14 protein-coding genes and 2 pseudogenes are annotated in these 16,838 nt (G+C 62.5%); 11 read left to right on the top strand and 5 right to left on the bottom strand.

The window, feature by feature from the left end:
• Window positions 1–138: 138 nt before the first annotated feature.
• From HMPREF1023_RS16080 to HMPREF1023_RS06875, 3 genes and pseudogenes are all read right to left on the bottom strand, one after another.
• Window positions 139–1,475, bottom strand: a pseudogene (locus HMPREF1023_RS16080) (MATE family efflux transporter).
• A 292-nt stretch (window positions 1,476–1,767) separates the two neighbouring features.
• Window positions 1,768–3,018: an ATP-binding protein gene (locus HMPREF1023_RS06880; protein ID WP_009305478.1), complete on the bottom strand. Its 1,251-nt coding sequence runs from the start codon at window positions 3,016–3,018 to the stop codon at window positions 1,768–1,770.
• Window positions 3,019–3,283: 265 nt separating this feature from the next.
• On the bottom strand, window positions 3,284–4,207 hold the full coding sequence (locus HMPREF1023_RS06875; protein ID WP_009305477.1) for a LysR family transcriptional regulator: 924 nt from the start codon (window positions 4,205–4,207) through the stop codon (window positions 3,284–3,286).
• Between the two features lie 204 nt (window positions 4,208–4,411).
• On the opposite strand from HMPREF1023_RS06875, the gene HMPREF1023_RS06870 reads away from it, so the two are divergent.
• Window positions 4,412–5,992 (top strand): FAD-dependent oxidoreductase, encoded by a 1,581-nt coding sequence (locus HMPREF1023_RS06870; RefSeq protein ID WP_009305476.1) that lies wholly within the window; start codon window positions 4,412–4,414, stop codon window positions 5,990–5,992.
• A gap of 152 nt (window positions 5,993–6,144) precedes the next feature.
• A complete protein-coding gene (locus HMPREF1023_RS06865) occupies window positions 6,145–6,876 on the top strand; it encodes a nuclear transport factor 2 family protein (RefSeq protein WP_009608214.1) in 732 nt (243 codons plus the stop codon).
• A gap of 59 nt (window positions 6,877–6,935) precedes the next feature.
• Here the strand turns inward: HMPREF1023_RS06865 and HMPREF1023_RS15205 are convergent, their stop codons facing one another.
• Entirely contained in the window at window positions 6,936–7,826 is an 891-nt protein-coding gene (locus tag HMPREF1023_RS15205) for an IS3 family transposase (RefSeq protein WP_009305474.1), read from the bottom strand.
• A 17-nt stretch (window positions 7,827–7,843) separates the two neighbouring features.
• Window positions 7,844–8,116: a transposase gene (locus HMPREF1023_RS06855; RefSeq protein WP_035578680.1), complete on the bottom strand. Its 273-nt coding sequence runs from the start codon at window positions 8,114–8,116 to the stop codon at window positions 7,844–7,846.
• Between HMPREF1023_RS06855 and HMPREF1023_RS16170 the strand changes: the two genes are divergently transcribed.
• From HMPREF1023_RS16170 to HMPREF1023_RS15700, 9 genes and pseudogenes are all read left to right on the top strand, one after another.
• Entirely contained in the window at window positions 8,101–8,613 is a 513-nt protein-coding gene (locus HMPREF1023_RS16170; protein WP_369707140.1) for a DegV family protein, read from the top strand. The genes HMPREF1023_RS06855 and HMPREF1023_RS16170 overlap by 16 nt on opposite strands.
• A 225-nt stretch (window positions 8,614–8,838) precedes the next feature.
• On the top strand, window positions 8,839–9,156 hold the full coding sequence (locus tag HMPREF1023_RS06845; RefSeq protein ID WP_009608481.1) for a helix-turn-helix transcriptional regulator: 318 nt from the start codon (window positions 8,839–8,841) through the stop codon (window positions 9,154–9,156).
• 178 nt (window positions 9,157–9,334) lie between these two features.
• Window positions 9,335–9,913, top strand: a complete 579-nt coding sequence (locus tag HMPREF1023_RS06840) for a hypothetical protein (protein ID WP_009305470.1) — start codon at window positions 9,335–9,337, stop codon at window positions 9,911–9,913.
• A complete protein-coding gene (locus HMPREF1023_RS06835; RefSeq protein WP_009305469.1) occupies window positions 9,910–11,763 on the top strand; it encodes a VirD4-like conjugal transfer protein, CD1115 family in 1,854 nt (617 codons plus the stop codon). The genes HMPREF1023_RS06840 and HMPREF1023_RS06835 overlap by 4 nt, the downstream gene beginning before the upstream one ends.
• 88 nt (window positions 11,764–11,851) lie before the next feature.
• The gene (locus HMPREF1023_RS06830; RefSeq protein WP_009305468.1) at window positions 11,852–12,067 is read left to right on the top strand and encodes a hypothetical protein; all 216 of its coding nucleotides are present in this window, start codon (window positions 11,852–11,854) and stop codon (window positions 12,065–12,067) included.
• An 11-nt stretch (window positions 12,068–12,078) separates the two neighbouring features.
• Window positions 12,079–12,486, top strand: coding sequence for a PrgI family protein (locus tag HMPREF1023_RS06825; protein ID WP_009305467.1), 408 nt, complete (start codon window positions 12,079–12,081; stop codon window positions 12,484–12,486).
• A 25-nt stretch (window positions 12,487–12,511) separates the two neighbouring features.
• Window positions 12,512–14,983: a VirB4-like conjugal transfer ATPase, CD1110 family gene (locus HMPREF1023_RS06820; RefSeq protein WP_009305466.1), complete on the top strand. Its 2,472-nt coding sequence runs from the start codon at window positions 12,512–12,514 to the stop codon at window positions 14,981–14,983.
• A 578-nt stretch (window positions 14,984–15,561) separates the two neighbouring features.
• A complete protein-coding gene (locus tag HMPREF1023_RS06815; protein ID WP_232228697.1) occupies window positions 15,562–16,638 on the top strand; it encodes a glucosaminidase domain-containing protein in 1,077 nt (358 codons plus the stop codon).
• A 12-nt stretch (window positions 16,639–16,650) separates the two neighbouring features.
• Window positions 16,651–16,838, top strand: a pseudogene (locus HMPREF1023_RS15700) (hypothetical protein); the annotation flags it as partial.

The raw sequence follows: 16,838 nt of genomic DNA, 5'->3' as shown, positions 1-16,838 counted from the left end.
ACCGCCTTTCGGAGCATGGGGCGCCGCGACGTGGCGCGCGGGACGTTGGGGCTGAGGGTTCGGCGTTGAGCCCATTATACGGGAAACCGTCGACCTATGCCGACCCACGCCGCTACGGATCCAATGGGGCACGCCGTCCTACGCAGCCGCAGGCTCAATAGACCGGTAGCAGCGGCGGCGCACGATGAAATAGGAGACGAGCATGGCCACGATCATGAACGACCAGGTGACCGGATAAATCACCATAAGGGTGTCCCAGGTGCCCGAAAGCGGGAACACCCAGGTCACGAGCGCCACGCGCAGCACACAGGAACCGAGGATGGTGATGACCGCCGGCAGGGTGGACCAGCCCATGCCCCGCATGGCGCCGGCGGGCACTTCGTAGAAGGTGGTCAGGCAGTCAGGCAGCTCCACGAGCCACAGTCGCACGAGACCGAAGCCGAGGGCGGCTGCGTCTGTGGTGAACAGCCCTAGCGCCCGGGTGCCCAAAGCCGTGAACGTCACGCCCAAAATGAGCGACGAGGCGAACCCGAACAGTACGCACCAGCGGAAGATGGCCCGGCAGCGGTCGGCGTTCTTGGCGGCGAAGTTCTGGCCGGTAAAGGTGACGGCGGTCTGGCCGAAGGCGTTCACAAAGAAGTAGGTGTAGTACTCGAAGTTCAGCGTGGCCGCCGACCCCGCGATGGCCGCTGAGCCGAAGCCGTTGATAGTCGCCTGCACAACGGTGTTGGAAAGCGAGAACACGGCACCCTGGATGCCGGCGGGAACGCCGATGCGCAGAATGCCGGCCAGCTCCGGGCCGGAGATGCGCAGCTCGCGCAGGTGCAGGCGGAAGGGGCCTTCCTCGCCCATGAGGAACGCCACCACGATGACGGCGCTCAGGGCGGCGGCGATGACGGTGGCGATGCCGATGCCCGCGGTGCCCCAACCGAACAGGCGCACGAAGGCGAGGTCGAGCACGAAGTTCACCACAACGGCGGCAGCGAGGGCATACAGCGGTCGTTTCGCATCGCCGTGGGCCCGCAGTAGCGCCGACCCGAAGTTGTAGATGGTGAGGAACGGAATGGCGCAGAAGTAAAGCCGCACATAGGTGAGCGCGTCGGCGAGGGAGTCTTCGGGCATGCCGATGGCGTCCAGCACCCAGGGGGCCAAGGCGAGCCCGGCCGCCCCCAGGGCCACCCGGCGATGAGCGAGAGCGCCATAGCCGTGTGGACGCTCTTCTTGATGCTGTGGAACTCGCCGGCACCCACATGCATGGCCACGACCACGTTGGCGCCGATGGAAAGTCCCACAAACAGGTTCACGAACATAGCCGTCACCGGGTTCACGCCGCCGATGCCCGCGAGCGAGAAGCTGCTGACGAACTGTCCGGCAATGGAGGCATCCGCCGAGTTCAGCAACTGCTGGAGGATGCTGCTCAGCGCCAGGGGAATGGCGAACCGCAGAATCTTGCCCGGCAAGGGGCCGTTGAGCATATCGATGCCGTTGTCGCGCTTATCGCGTCGATTTCGCTTAGGGCGGGTGGCCGGGCTGTTTGACTTGTCGAGCTCGTCGCGCCCATCGGGCCGACGCGCGTCCCTCTCATCCGATATGTCTCGCTGCGAAGATTCCATAACGAGCGAATCATAACGCGGCCGCCACGGCCGCGCCCCACGATTATGCCATCGGCGTGCGAGACGGCTGCAATGGGATTGTGACCGTTGAGCTGCTCGTTGCGAGGAGGATGCGGTTTGGTGTTACAGAGAAATATCGAAGGGCTTTCTCCCGCTAGTTTCTCTCGTAGCGGACGGAGCGGCCTTCGCCGACCTTGGTTACGAGTCCTTTCTCAACCAATGCATTCAGAGTTCTGATAGCCTTGCTTTTCGATAGCTGCGTCTTTTCGCTTATCTGGGATCGTGTGAGAGCAGAGCCCTTGGCGAGCACGGCAAGTATGGCTTCCTCGTCGAGTGTTACGTTCTCAAGCACTGTCACGGGAAGCATCACCGTAATCGAGCTATCGCGCAGAGCGAAAGAGGGCGATACTGTTTCATGGGCGTATTCGTCCAGGATGCGCGGGATGCCCGTACCGAACCGTTCTATATGTCCCAGTCGAAAGAAAACGTTCGCAAGGATTGGGTTGCGAGCCACTGAAGGGCCTCCTGCGAGGTAGAGCTCCTCTGTGATTCCGGCAGGCAGTCCTCCTGGCGAGGTTATTTCAATGCGATCGGCAAACATGCCCACTTTTATGTTGGCGCGAACGTCCCAGCAGCGGTGGACGAGCGCGTTGGCGATAGCCTCTCGGAAAGCCTCACGCGGCACGAGTGTCTTCGTTATGCGCTCGAACCCGACAATTTCTTCGTAGGCGTAATAGGTGTCGAACACCTCTAGTGTGCGTTGCATCTGCTCAAGGACTGACGTGCGCTCGAAGGTATGCCGGGAGTGAATGATGTTGATGCTCCCGCCGAAGCGCGCAATGTCTATGCCGGGGAAATGATTACTATCGGCGAGAAGGGCGGCCGCATTGCAGTATTCACCGGAAGGAGCCATAAGCTCAAGCGAAATAAGGGAATTTTGATCGAGTGGTTTGAGCCCCAGTTTCGATGCGAGCTCCTTTTCGAGGTGGCCAAATGCAAGGTTCTGCTCTTTTGCGACAAGGGCGTCGAAGCTGACATGTTCACCCGTCAAAACGAGCCTGCCGTACTCAAGGCGGCTCACTTCGACGGTTGAAGTGTCGGTTCTACGATAGGCGCGTCCAGAGGAAAGATAGGGTTTGTCGGGGCCTTCATGCACCGTCAGTGTGACTGTTCTTGTGTCCCCTTCGATGGACAGCTCGAAACGAGGCACTGGATCGATCGAGTCGTTAATCGCATGTTCGATGCGAAGGCAGGTGTCTTGCGGATCGGCCAGTCCGACGGGCGTGCCGTCGTCTGCGATGCCGAAAATGATCTTCCCCGTGCCGTAGTTGGCATAGGCGCTGACGGTCTTCAGGTAACTTTTCGACAGCTGTTGTTTAAACTCAAGAGTGGCTGTTTCGCGCATAGTGGCCGCCTTTACGTCTCATCGTTGCAAACATTATGCAACGAAAACAGTTTTCGTTTCAAGTGATTGCAACGAAAACAGGCAATTTGTGCCTATCGTCGCAGGGCGCGGGGCGTTTCGATGTCGTGATAAAAGGCGCCAGTCTTCCTCCTATAATCCGAAATGTTGCAAGAAACTGGGAGTTTATTGCAACATTTTCAAAAGAGTTACGCGCCACCTGTCTGAGTAACTTGTCAGTTTTATGTCTAGCGCATTCAGTTAGCGCTTAGCTCGCAAGTCCGTTTTCCTTTCTGCAAGCCTCCATGCACTCGAGAACGATGGCTGCACCTTCACGAACCCAATCGCTGGCGTCAGCTGAATACGTGAGAGAGGTGGGCATGCCGAAGGGCTTTCCGTCGAGCTCTTCGAAGAGCACTATATCGTTTCGGTCGGCGAACCAGTGGCGATTTTCCGATAGCCCGCAGATGTGGACTCCATCGCCGTAGGTGGCGAAGGCCAGACCGCTCATGCCGTTGATGGGCTGAAGGCTGAAGCGCAGATTCAGACTGTCGCCCAACATGCGCTCGTAAAGATAGCGGATGCGGTCGTAATTGTGGGCATCGTTGATGATAATGGATGCGCCGCGAAGGTCACTGCGCGAGAGTGCGGACTTGCTTGCCAGGGGATTCGACGCCATCATGCTGATACTCATGCGGAAGGCCAAACACGTTTTTGTTACCAGATCGAGAGCGCTCGTCTCCTTTACGAGTGAGGCAAAAGGCGTGTAGTCGTAATCGAGCACGATGTCGGCCGCGCCATTGGCGATGGGCTGGAAGATGGGATCTCGGTAATCGTGATCGACGAAAGCAAAGGACATGGGCAGCCGCTCTTTAAGTTTGGTCGCAAAAAGAGGAGTTGGATATTGAACAGCGATGCGAAGAGTGGCGTCAGGATCGCCCATCTCTCGGCACCGTGCCAGTGTCTCGTCGAGTCCATCCAGCAGTGTTCGGGCTCCGTCGAGAAAAACGGCCCCTTTATCGGTGAGTCGGTTGCCCGCTTTCCGGTCGATGAGCGAAAAGCCCACGTCGCTCTCGAGCGCAGCAATATGGGTGCTTAGCGTTGATTGGGCGATGAACAGCTCTTTGGCGGCATCGGTGAAGCTTAAGTAGCGAGAGAAAACGACGAACTCTCGCAAGTACTCGGTTCTCATAGCGAACCTCCTCCCTTGCTTTTTTGCATTATCGCATGTTGCGCAAAGCAAGAGCACGACGTCCGAGACGGCGATATCGGCTTTCACGAAAAGCCATCATGAAACGTGATAGAGAATCGCGCATTTGCATTTAGCTATCGGCCTGGCGCCAGCGCACTATGGGGTCGTGCCGAAGGGCAACTAATGTAAGGAAAGGGGACAATCATGAATCTGAACGAAGGGCTCAATCGTCGCAGCTTTTTGAAGGGCGCGGCTCTCATGGGTGGAGCCGCCGCTTTTGCCGGCATGGTTGGTTGCGCGCCCCAAACGTCCGCTTCTCAGGAACTGAGCTCCACGAGCGATTCGGCGTGGGACAAAGAAGTGGACGTTGTGATCGCCGGCGCCGGCGGCGGTGGCCTGGCTGCGGCTGTTGAGGTCTCTGCGGCGGGCAAGGAAGTTGTCGTGTGCGAAGTGATGAGCAGCGTCACCATGTCCAATTCAGCCCTGTGCGCCGGTATGATTCAGGGTGCTTGCACGAAGCTGCAGAAAGAGGCCGGCATCGATGATTCGGTCGAGGAGTTTGACAAGTATCTGACGGCCGTGGCCGAGGGCTTCGAGAACCCCGAGCTGCGCCGCCTGTATGCCGAGAAATCCGGCGAGACTATCGACTGGTTGGCCGAGCAGGGTGCGGCCCTTTCCACCGATCGCCTGTCGACCCAGGGAACCATGGTGGACTACTACACCGATGTGACGCCCGCCGTGGCCCGCATGCACCAGAACGCCGATGGCATCGGCGCTGGTTTCACCGAGCCGCTGCGCAAAAAGGCTGAGGAGCAAGGTGCGGAATTCATGTTCGATACCCAGGTCACGCGTTTGCTGACCAACGCTGACGGCGAGGTGGAGGGCGTTATCGTCGCAGATGGCGGCAAGGAGCAGCGCATCAAGGCGCGTCTGGGCGTCATCCTGAACACGGGCGGTTTCTCCCGCAACGCCGACATGGTGCGTAGCTTCATGTCGCCGGCCATGCCGGGCATGTTTAACGACCGCCCCGTCATGGGCTCCTATGGCTCGCCGTGGCAGCAGGGCGACGGCATTATGATGGCCTGCGCGCTCGGTGCCAAGCTGGTGAATCCTTGGTGCGCCTACAATGTGGCCCCTGGTCTGGAGCGCAAGGTTGAGGATAATTCCGCAGGCTACATTTCCATGCCGGGTATATTTGTTTCTACTGACGGCCAGCGCCACGTTCTGGAGAGCGGTCGTCCCACCGAGAACGTGGTGGGCGATGTTTGGAAGCAGCCGAACGGTTATGTGTGGAACATCTGGGATCAGGGTCTCGCGGACGCGACGGCTGATTTCGGCGGCCCTGTCATGTACTGCAGCGATGGATTCGAGGAAGAGCTTTCCGGCGGCTATATCGTCAAGGCCGACACTGTGGAAGAGTTAGCGGCGGCTCTTGATTTGGATGCGGACACGCTTAAGAAGACTATCGACGACTTCAATGAAGGTGCGGCCGCCGGTGCCGATGCCTTGGGTCGCCAGGGCGCAATGCCCCTGATGCAGCCGCCTTTCTTCGCAGGTCGCGTCATCGCCGTTTCGCCCGATACAGCTGGCGGTGTTGACGTGAACACCAACACCCAGGTGCTCAACGTGTTCGGCGAGGTTATCCCGCGCTTGTACGCGGTGGGCAACATGGTCGGCGGTTTCAAGGGGAAGGTGAACGCCGGCTGCGGCCAGGCGCTCGGCTGGACCTACACCTCGGGACGCATTGCCGGTCAGCACGTGGTGACGCTGGAGCCACTTGCGTAACTATTTCGATGTCGCCTGCCGAGTCCTCCCCTCCCGCTCGGCGGCGCGACCCAATGAGGCGAGGGCGGCCCGGCTGTCGGGCGCCCTCGCCGGTATGGCTAAGGCAGGAGTGGGCGGATTGTCGGAACGCAAGCGAAAGACAGGGGAGTGTCATGATGGAGAATTCGACGAATGAACGGCAGGATAACCGCGAAATGGATCGACGCACCGTGGTGCTGAAGGGAGCCGCAGTTGCCGCTGGTGCTTTGTGCGGCGCGAGCGCCTTGGGCCTTGCGGGCTGTTCGACGCCAATGGCCGATACGGGGGAGCAAACTTCCATGGATGAACTGATGAAAAAGATGCAGGAGCTCGAGGATCGGCTCTGGGTTGCCGAGGCCAAGGAAGAGATTCGCTACAAGTTGTGCATGTACGCTCGTGGCGACGATCGGCAGGATGCCGCCATCGGCAAGCCTGTCTATGCCGAGGACAGCTACGTTGATTTCGGCACGAGCCCGGAATTCGGCGAAGTGTTCAAGGGCTCGGGCCAGGAGTGGGCCGAATATTGCGCGAACACGATCGATAAGGGCATTACGGCTAATGGCGGTTACTACGCGCACCAGATGTACAACATCGCTATTACCGTGAATGGCACGAAGGCCGGTTCCGAGACCTACGCGAACGCACCGGTGATGAGTCCCAACGAGGACGGCACTTGGCACGTGCTCCAGACGGTGGCCCGCTACTGCGACAAATGGGAGTATCGCGATGGGGAATGGGTCATCGTCGAGCGTATCGTCACTAACGATTTCGGTTGGCACCTGACGTCGGAGAAGCTGCAAATTCCCTACGGCTGCGCCTTCGACGAGACCGATCCGTCCTACGGCGCTCTCGCCTACGGTGCTTAAAAAGTCGTAGCGCGCATACTGACCTGTGTCAAGTTTTCGGACACAGAATATCGAGATATTTATGCGGCCACTTGTAAATCCTTATCGTCTATACCGAACGCTTTATCGCAGCGTTGCATAAAAGATTGCATGGCTTGCGCCGGAATCTGATAGTCGATGGTGGAATGCGGGCGACGCCTGTTGTAGTAAGTTTCGATGTAGTTCACCAAAGCCCTCCTTGCCTCCACTCGCGCAGAGAACTTTTGACGGTGATACATCTCGTTTTTAAGATTCGCGAAAAATGATTCAGCCACTGCGTTGTCATGGCATGAGCCCGTGCGTCCAACAGAGAGCCTCACTTCGTTTTGATCAGCCCAGCCAGCCAGAAGACGTGATGTGTATTGACTGCCGCGATCTGAGTGGAAGATGGCGCCTTTTGCAACATAGCCGCGAGCACGAGCGCACTCAAGGGCTGACACAACGATGTCGGCCGTCATCTTTTCAGATAGCGAAAACCCAACAACCATGCGCGTTGCAAGGTCGATCACGGTAGCAAGGTAGAGCCATCCCTCTCCGGTCTTAAGATAGGTTATATCTCCTACAAGCCGTGTTGTCGGAACGGCACTTGTAAAGTTGCGCTGTATCAAATCAGGACGTCCATCATCGCCGGATCCTGGGATTGTGGTGCGCTTTTTGGCATAAGGCGTGCATCCCTTGATGTCCAGTTCACGCATAATCCTAAGCACCCGATAAAGCGTGAGTTCGTGTCCCTGGAGTGCAAGATAGGCATGAATGCTCCTGTGCCCAAAGCGTCTGTCGGACTCAAGCCAGGCTCGCTCAATAAGGGCTTTCAATTCAGGTGAGGTTTCTGGTCTTTTTGGCCTATTGCACCAGGCATAAAAGCCCGATCGGCTCACTTCGAGTATGCGAGCCATAAGCTTTACAGGGAAGTTTTCCTTCTCCGCATACATCAAGCGATACTTATCGTTTACGCTTGGCCTTTCGCGAAGAAGGCTGCGGCTTTTTTTAGAAAGGCATTTTCCATCTCAAGCTCACGTATGCGCTTTTGAGCTGCAACCAGATCAGCATCAACTTCCGTAGTGGGAGCCTCGCCAGATAGTTGCTTTTTGCGCGCTACAACCCAGTTGTTTGCGGTTTTGTAGTTGATGCCAAGTTCCTCGGCAACTTGTCGGACTGGCCGTCCTGTCGAGATGATGTAATCCGCGGTCTCTCGCCTGTATTCAGGTGTATACGTTGTCATGGTTTCTGCTCCTTTTTTCGGTGGTGAATGATACAAGATTTATATGGAGAAATCTCGCACCTTCGTGTCCGAAAAAACGATACAGGTCAGAGAACCTCATCGCCCGTGCGAAGATGGCTTTCTTACCAATGGACCTATCGTTTCTGAGGGCAGGCGGACGTCTCTCCTCAATAAAGTACGCGACATCCCAAGTGCTGAACATCAGACCAGTCGTCGAGATGCGCGATGGAGCGCTCTCGATGACGAGGAAGTTCCATGGGAGCACGAAGCGCGTTGCCACTAAGTTCTTGGAGGCGTTCCTTTCGGATGGCGCGATCGACAGGCAGCAGCTCATTCTCCTTTATTCGTGCGGACTGCCATCGAAGATATGCGAGGCAGTCACTGAAAGGGCCAAAAATCTCGGGGTCCAAGAGGTGCATTGGGTGCAAACGGGATGCGTGGTCACAGCGCATTGCGGCCCAAGCGCGATTGGTTTCGCTGCGCTGCGAAGCGAATAGAGAGAAGCGATCTTCGCCAATGGCTCATGTCGTTTCGCTTCTAAATGACGACCATCAGGAAGAAGGCAAATTGCTGGACGGGCAGTCCTGAACTTGTTCCCAATTCGAGGTCATGTGTCTCTTGTTTGGGACGATGTTCCCAGCGTCGGCACGTGCATCCTTACTCTGGCAATCAAGGCAATCGAAAACGGCAACCGACACAGTGCAAGCAGGCGATCAAAGGGAATGGACCACGCGAAGCTCATAGCGGTGAGGATGGAGGAGGCACGGGACGCGCGCGGCATCAGCGTCGCGGAGCTGGCCCGGCGGGCCTCCATCGACCGTAAGAGGCTGTGGTACATCCTGGACGGCCAGCGCCAGATGCGCGCCGACGAGTTCGTCCGCCTCTGCGCCGTGATGGGCCTGGACATGCAGTTCTTCCTCACGCCCGAGCTACGCGAGGAGCTGTCCTACCGCCGGAAGCTGACCATCGAGGAGTACGGCACGGGCCTGTGCGGCCTGCCGACGATGAGAGAGAGGGGAGAGACGCGCTGCAACATCTGACGGAGACATACGTCGATGCCAAGGGCGGGGTGCGACCGGCACGGTCGGCCTCGCCTTTCCGCGCATACGCCTCCCTTCCCAACGCAAAGCCAATCCCATGCCCACAACTATCGGAAAGGATTCCGTTGATGTAGGCGCGGGAGGCGCGTTCCCTCCCGCATTCGGGAAGGGACGCCCTATGGCGAGCGATTACGGCGACGAGGCCGGAAGCAAGATGATCGACGACTTCATGCGCTTCGGGGAGCGCATGGGCGAGCGGGCGATGTACACCCGCGCAAGCCAGATGCAGCGTGCGTTCCAAAACGCCACGCAATCGGCGCGGGAGGCGGCCGGGGAGGCTCCCGCCGGGAACCTGGCCGAGTGGGCGAAGCTCGACATGCACGAGTTCCAGGGAATAGAGGATTATGAGGCCATCAAGGGGATCATCGAGGACAGGCTCGCGGCGCACGGCGTCGCGAGCACGTGGTTTCCCGACCCCGAGACGGGGCGCGAGTACCTGCTTTTCCGCATCGCCGACGCGCGCGAGGTCTGGCAGTCCTTCGACGAGCTCGCCCGCGAGACCGACGGCGCTTGCGCCAAGGCCGCGGAGAAGCTCGAGGCGCAGCGCGGGAAGGGCCCCGAGCGCCTACGCGACGAGAGAACCCTCGACGAACGCGCGGGAGAGGCGCGCGAGGCGTCCAAGGCGCTCGAAGCCGAGGGGGCCACCAGCCGCGCGAAGGCCAAGGGGCCGCGCCTCCAGGAGGTGCGGGCGAAGTGACGGCGAGCATCATCTGGGCGACCGCCCTCTCGGCGCTCTCCTTTCTCGCCGCGAACGCGTACGCCGCCTGCCTGCTGTCGCTTCCGGGCAACCCCATCGCCAACCTGGCCGCAGCGCTCCGGCGCCTCCCCCTCTACATCATGGGCCACGGCCCCCTCTCGCTCGAGGCTGCCGCGCTCGCGACGGGGCTCGTGGCCGCATGCTCCGTATGGTGCGCGTGGGCGTGGTCGCTCACGCACGGGCGCGCCCAGCGCCAAGGAGAGGAGCACGGAAGCGCCCGTTGGGGCACCGTGCGCGAGGGCCGGCGCTTCATGAACCTCAAGGACCCCGACCAGAACGTCATCCTGACCGAGCGCTTCGGCATGGCGATGAGCCGCCCCGACCACGACCGCAGGCACGAGCGCAACCGCAACGTGCTCGTGGTGGGGGGATCCGGCGCGGGCAAGACGCGCGGATTCTTCGAGCCCAACGTCATGCAGATGAGCGCGAACTACCTCGTGACCGACCCCAAAGGCGAGTCGCTGCCCCGCCTCGGGCACATGCTGGAAGCGGGCGGATACGAGATCCTTTCCTTCAACACCGTGGACTTCTCGAAGTCGCTCCACTACAACCCGCTCGCCTACGTAGCCGACGAGGCGGACATCCTGGAGTTCGTCGCCTGCCTCATCGACAACACCACGGGCGACAAGGAGCATGCGGGCGACCCGTTCTGGGAGAACGCCGAACGCCTCCTCTACGTCGCGCTCATCGGCTACCTCATCTACCACTGCCCGCCCGACGACCGATCGCTCTCGGGGCTCGTCACCCTGCTCTCCCTGGCCAAGGCCAAGGAATCCGACGAGGACTACAGAAGCCCCCTCGACCTCCTGTTCGATGAGGTGGAGACCGGCATGCGCTACGTGCGCCGCGCCGGCGAGCCGGAGGGGTTCGACCCCCTAAGGCGAGAATCGTACAACCCCGGCGGCACGCACCGATGGGTGCGCGTTTCCGAGCCCGTGGCGGTGGACGCCGACTTCTGCCTTTTGCACTACAAGATGTTCAAGGACGCGGCGGGCAAGACGCTGAAGTCCATCCTCGTGTCGTGCAACACCCGCATGGAGCCCTTCGCCATCCCGCAGGTGCGCGAGCTCGTGAGCTTCGACGAGATGGGGCTCGACCGCCTGGGGGACGCGGGCGAGCGCCGCGCCGTGTTCGCCGTCATGTCGGACACCTCCTCGCTCTACTCGTTCCTCTTCGCCATCATGATGTGGCAGACCATGAACGTCCTGTGCAAGAGGGCGCTCGTGCGCTACGGCGGCGCGCTGCCCACGCCGGTCGTCATGCTCATGGACGAGTTCGCCAACATCGGCCGGCTCCCCGACGTGGAGAAGATGGTGGCGGTCGTCCGCAGCCGCAACATCTCGATGGCCTTCGGCCTGCAATCCCTCTCGCAGCTCAAGAGCGCGTACAAAGACGACGCGGCCACCATCGTCGACTGCTGCGACACGACGCTGTTCCTCGGGGGCAAGTCCACCGACACGGTGAGGGAGATAGCCGAGTCGATCGGCAAGGAGACCGTCGCCACCGTCACATGGAACGAGAGCCGGGGCGCGTCGGCATCCTCAACCCGCAACTGGAACACCATCGAGCGCGACCTCATGCAGCCCGCAGAAGTGGCGAAGCTGCCACGCGACGAGGCCATCGTCCTCATCGCGGGAACCGATCCCCTGAGGGACAGGAAATACGACGTCTCCATGCACCCGAGGTGGCGCTCGGTGTACCCGGGGCGCGCCGACGCGCTCTACGGGCTCCCCTTCGACTTCTCCGAATACAGGGAAAGACGGCTCGGGGGCGAGCGGCCACGTGAATAGGGCTGCCCATTTCCCGGAAAAGAAGAGCCGCGGCACGGCCCCGCTTCGGGGGCCGTGCCGCGCGAGCGAAACGCAAAGGAGAAAACACATGCTGGCCAACATCATCAGCCTCGTCTCGGGGTGCGTGACGTTCCTCGGAGGCTTCCTGGTCGTCTGGGGGGCCGTGTCGCTCGGCCTCGCCATCCGCGAGCAGCAGGGCGGCGCCCAGATAGCGAGCGCCATCTCGACCATAGCGGGCGGCGGGATCATCATCGCCGCCGCCGTGTACTTCGGGATGCTCGACACGAGCTGGCTCCCGGCGTAAGGAGGCGACACATGCTGAGCGTGTCCGTGCACAAGGACATCGGCGAGTACACCGAGAAGGTGGTGGGCAAGCTCTCCGCCCGCACGCTCGCCTGCACAGCGGGAGGGCTCGCATCGGCGGTGGCCGCGGCTGCCGTGGCCAACCTCGCCCTCGGCATCCCGGTCGACGCCACGACCCTTCCCGTCATGGCGGCCTCGATGCCGTTTTGGCTCCTCGGGTTCTGGCGGCCGAAGGGGCTTCCCCCCGAGAGGTTCCTGCCCCTGGTGGCGAGCCATGCGCTTGGCGACGGGAAGATCGCTTACACCACGGGCTCGCGCCCGGGGTCGATAGCGGGCCCCGTCGGCTGCGCTAAAACGAGCCGGCGCGCACGCCGGGAGTCGAGAAGGAAAGGGGCGGAGCGCCGTGTCAAGGAACTCTAGCGAAGAAGGCGGGAAGCGAACCCTCGTGAAGCCCTCCCCCGGCCCCAAGCGCACCCAGTCGCTTGGGCGTCGCATGGCCGAGCAAGAAAGGCGGCTCACCGACCGCATGGCCGAGAGACGCGCCCGCCGCCGCGCGGCGCGCGACGTCTACGCGGCCATAGGCTACGACCTCATGTACGAGAACGGCATCGCGCAGGTGGAAGAGGGGCTGTTCAGCCAGACGCTCGCCTTCGACGACATAAGCTACCAGTCGGCGCGCGAGGAGAGCCAGCAGGCCATCTTCAGCGGATGGTGCCAGCTGTTCGACTACTTCGGGGCGGAGAGCTGCGTGCAGCTTTCCGTCGTGAACCGGCCCATCCCCACAGAGCTCATCGGGCGCAAGCGCTTCTTCGGGGAGGACGACCCGGCCACGGCGGCCTACGCCGCCGAGTACAACCGCATCCTCAACGACAAGATGCGCGAAGGCGTCTCGAACCTCGTACGCGAACGCTACCTCACGTTCTCGGTCGGGGCGGCGAGCATCGACGAGGCCATGCCCAAGCTCGCCCGAATGCGGACCGACGCCGAGCAGACGCTCTCGAAGATGCGCAGCGCGAGCCGCCCGCTTTCGGGCGCGGAGCGCCTGGACGCCATACACGCCCTCCTGCGCCCGGGCAAGCCCAACGCGTTCTCATGGGATGCCGTCGGGGCGAGAAGCGGCCTCACGAGCAAGGACCTCATCTGCCCCTCGTCCCTCGACTTCAAGCCCGACGGCGCCGGATCGTGCTTCAAGTCGGAGGACGCGTGGTGCCAGGTGCTCTCGATCAACCGCTTCGGCAGCGAGCTGTCCGACCGCTGCCTGGCCGACATCATCGACCTGCCCATCCCGCTCGCCGTGTCGATCCACGTGCAGGCCATGGACAAGTCGAAGGCCGTGGCGTTCGTGAAGAAGCGCATCGCGTGGATGGACAAGGAGATCATCGACGAGCAGATGAGCGCGGTCAAGAAAGGCTACGACTTCCAAATCCTGCCCTCGGAGCTCAAGTACTCCAAGGAGGAGGCCGAGGACCTTCTCGACCACCTGCAGAACAAGAACCAGCGCCTCTACGTCTACACGGGCCTCGTCTACACCCACGCCCCCACGCGCGCCGAGCTCGACGACCAGGTGATGCAGATCGTGTCCACGGCGCGGCGCAACTCCATCGAGGCGGACGCGCTCGACTACCGCCAGCGCGAGGGGCTGAACTCGGTGCTCCCCCTGGGGCACAACCACGTGGAGGTGTCGCGCATGATGACGACCGCCCAGGTGGCCATCCAGATGCCCTTCGCCACCCAGGAGCTCGCGCAGGCGGGCGGCGGCTACTACGGGCAGAACAAGCAGTCCTCCAACCTCGTGCTCTGCAACCGCAAGCGGCTCGCGAGCCCCATGGGGTTCGTCGCCGGCAAGCCCGGGTCGGGCAAGTCGTTCTCCGTGAAGCGCGAGATAGAGAACACGATACTGGCCTACCCCGACGACGAGATCATCATCCTCGACCCCGCGGGGGAGTACTCGCCGGTGGTGCTCGCCAACGGCGGCGAGTCGATCCGCTTCGCGCCCGACTCGGGCACGCACCTGAACCCCTTCGACCTCGCCGACGTGGCCCACCAGTCGCCCTCGGCGCAGATGGCGTTCAAGATAGACGCCTTCCTTGCGCTGTCCTCGGCCACCATGGCCGAAGGCTCGGAAGGGCTGACCGAGGCCGACAGGTCCATCATCAGCCGCTGCGTCGAGGCAGCCTACCGCGAGGCGGCGGAAAGCGGGCGCGACCCCCTGCTCGGCGACTTCTACCGAATCCTGAAAAGGCAGCCCGAGCCCGAGGCGCGCGACGTGGCGCTGCGATACGAGCGCTACGTCGAGGGAGCCCTGTCGTTTTTCAACCACCCCTCCAACGTCGGCTTCGAGAGGCGCGTCACCAACATCGACTTCAAGGACCTCTCCGAGAACATGCGCGCCTTCGGCGTCATAACGGTGCTGGAGAGCGTGCGCAACCGCATGTACTACAACTACGAGAGGGGCGTCACGACCTGGCTCTACATCGACGAGGTGCAGTCGCTCTTCGGCCATCCCGCCATCATCGGCTACTTCTCGAAGTACTGGGCGGAGGGGCGCAAGTTCAACCTCATCGCCACGGGCATCACGCAGAACAGCGTCTACATGCTCGACCACGAGGAGGCGCGCAACATGGTGCTGAACTCCGACTTCGTCCTGCTGCACAAGCAGTCCCCGCTCGACCGCCGGGCATGGGCGGAACTGCTCGACATGAGCGCCCAGGAGGCCTCCTACATCGACGAGTCCGTGCGCGCGGGCGAGGGGCTGCTCATAGCCGGCGGCGCGCGGGTGCCCCTGAAGGACGACTTCCCGAAGGGCAGGCTCTACGACCTGTTCAACACCAAGCCCGAGGAGATCGCCGCCAAGAAGCGCGAGAGCGACTTCGCCGAGCGCGAGCGCAGGCGCAAGTCGGAGAAAGGCGACGTGTAGTGGGCGGGCTCGCCAAGGCAAGCGAGGCGAGGGCGCAGGCCCATCCCGACACCATGCTCGCCAAAGGCGAGGGCGCGCAAGCCGATTCGCTGGCATCCGCGGGGCGCACCGACGCGGTGAGCGCGGGCCTCGTGAGGGGGTTCGACCGCTTCGCGGCGGAGGGCTGCAAGGGCAGGGGCCGAAGGTCGGCAAGCCGGGGCGGCAAGGCGAGGGAAAAAGGCGGGGAGGCACCCGGGGCCAATCGAGCAGCCGGCCCCGAACGAGCCGAGGGGCTTTCCCAGCGCCAGTCCGCGTTTCGCACGAGACGGGCCGTTGCGGATGCGGCCGCCTCGCAAATGGACGACTCCGACGAGCTCGGCGGGTCCGAGGGGATCTACCGCAGCGGCAGGGGCGCCTCCTCTGCCCTGCGGGGCATGCGCGAGAGGGGGAGAGCGTCGGCGCTGCACGCCGAGAATCGCGAGGCGGCCCCGAGCGGCCCCGGCGCGAAGAGGCCGCCCGCCCCCAAGGCCAAGGCCCGGGGGAAGGCAAGCCCTACGGCGAAGGCCCAATCGAGGCGAACCTGGTTGAGGGCGCGGGCGATGCGAGATGCGGCCTCCGCCTCAAGGGGCGCCTCCGCCGCCGCCGGGTCCGGCGCCGGAAAGGCCATAGCCGCGGCCGCCTCGTCGGCCGCAGCCCCCGTGGCGGGGGCCCTCGCGGGCGCGCTTTGCTTTGTGCTGGCGGCCCTCGTCGTCTCGCAGATCGCAAGCGCGGTCTTCGGCTTCTGGAAAGGCGAGGCCGAGAAGGCCTCGCTCGAAGGGCTTCCCCCTTACATCACGGTGGAGATGGTGGAGGCGGCGCTCGAATGCCAGGAGGAATACGGCCACCCCGCCGGATGCACGCTCGCCCAGATCATCTGCGAGAGCGGCATGGGCGACCGCCTGTCGCTGCTCGCCGAGCGCGACAACAACCTCTTCGGGATCAAGTGGTCCCCCTCCTTCCTCGGCTGCCCGGAGGTGGCGGGGAAGAGCTCTTGGGCCACGAACGAGGAGTACGGCGGCGAGGTCGTGGGCATCACGGCCGACTTCACCGCGTTCAAGGGGCACGGCGAGTGCATCGCGTTCAGGAGCCGCGTGCTCCTCGCCGCCCCCCGCTACGCGGAAAACCCCCTCATACGGCAGGCCATCGCGGAGAAGAGCTCCGACAAGATGGCCGAGGGGCTGAAGGACGCGGGCTACGCCACGTCCTCCGCCTACGCCGACTCGCTCAAATCGGCCATGGATTCCTACGGGCTGCGCCGCTTCGACGGCATGAGCCTGGAGGACTTCAGGTCGGGCGCGGCGAACGGCGACGCCATCGTCGCCGCGGCGGTGAGCCAGCTGGGCGTTCCCTACGTTTGGGGAGGGAGCGTGCCCGGCGTGGGGCTCGACTGCTCGGGCCTCACCCAGTACTGCTACGCCCAGGCCGGCATCTCCATACCCAGGTACTCGGAGGACCAGGCCTCGTCCGGCAGGCGCGTCCCCCTCTCGGAGGCGGAGCCGGGCGACATCCTTTGGCGGCCCGGCCACGTCGCCATCTACGTGGGCGGCGACGAGTACATCCACGAGCCGCAGCCCGGCGACGTATGCAAGCGCGCGGAGGGAATCGCCTATTTCACGTGCGCCATCAGATACCGATAGCAAGGAGAGAGAATGCGAAAGAAAAACAGGCTGATGCTGGCGGCCGCCATCGGGATGGTGGCCATCGTCGTGGCGACCTCGGCGGTGCGCTGCTCCGTCGCCCAAGTGGAACAGGAGCAGGAAGCGGGCGGCGACGCGGCGGCGACCGCGCAGGTGACCGACCAAAGCGCCCACGCCGACCCCCAAAGCGACGCCGGCGC

It is taken from the genome of Eggerthella sp. 1_3_56FAA (assembly GCF_000185625.1).
In the GTDB taxonomy this organism is placed as follows: Bacteria; Actinomycetota; Coriobacteriia; order Coriobacteriales; family Eggerthellaceae; genus Eggerthella; species Eggerthella lenta.
The sequence above is the reverse complement of the archived record's forward strand: the minus strand, read 5'-3'. Positions and strand labels throughout refer to the sequence as shown.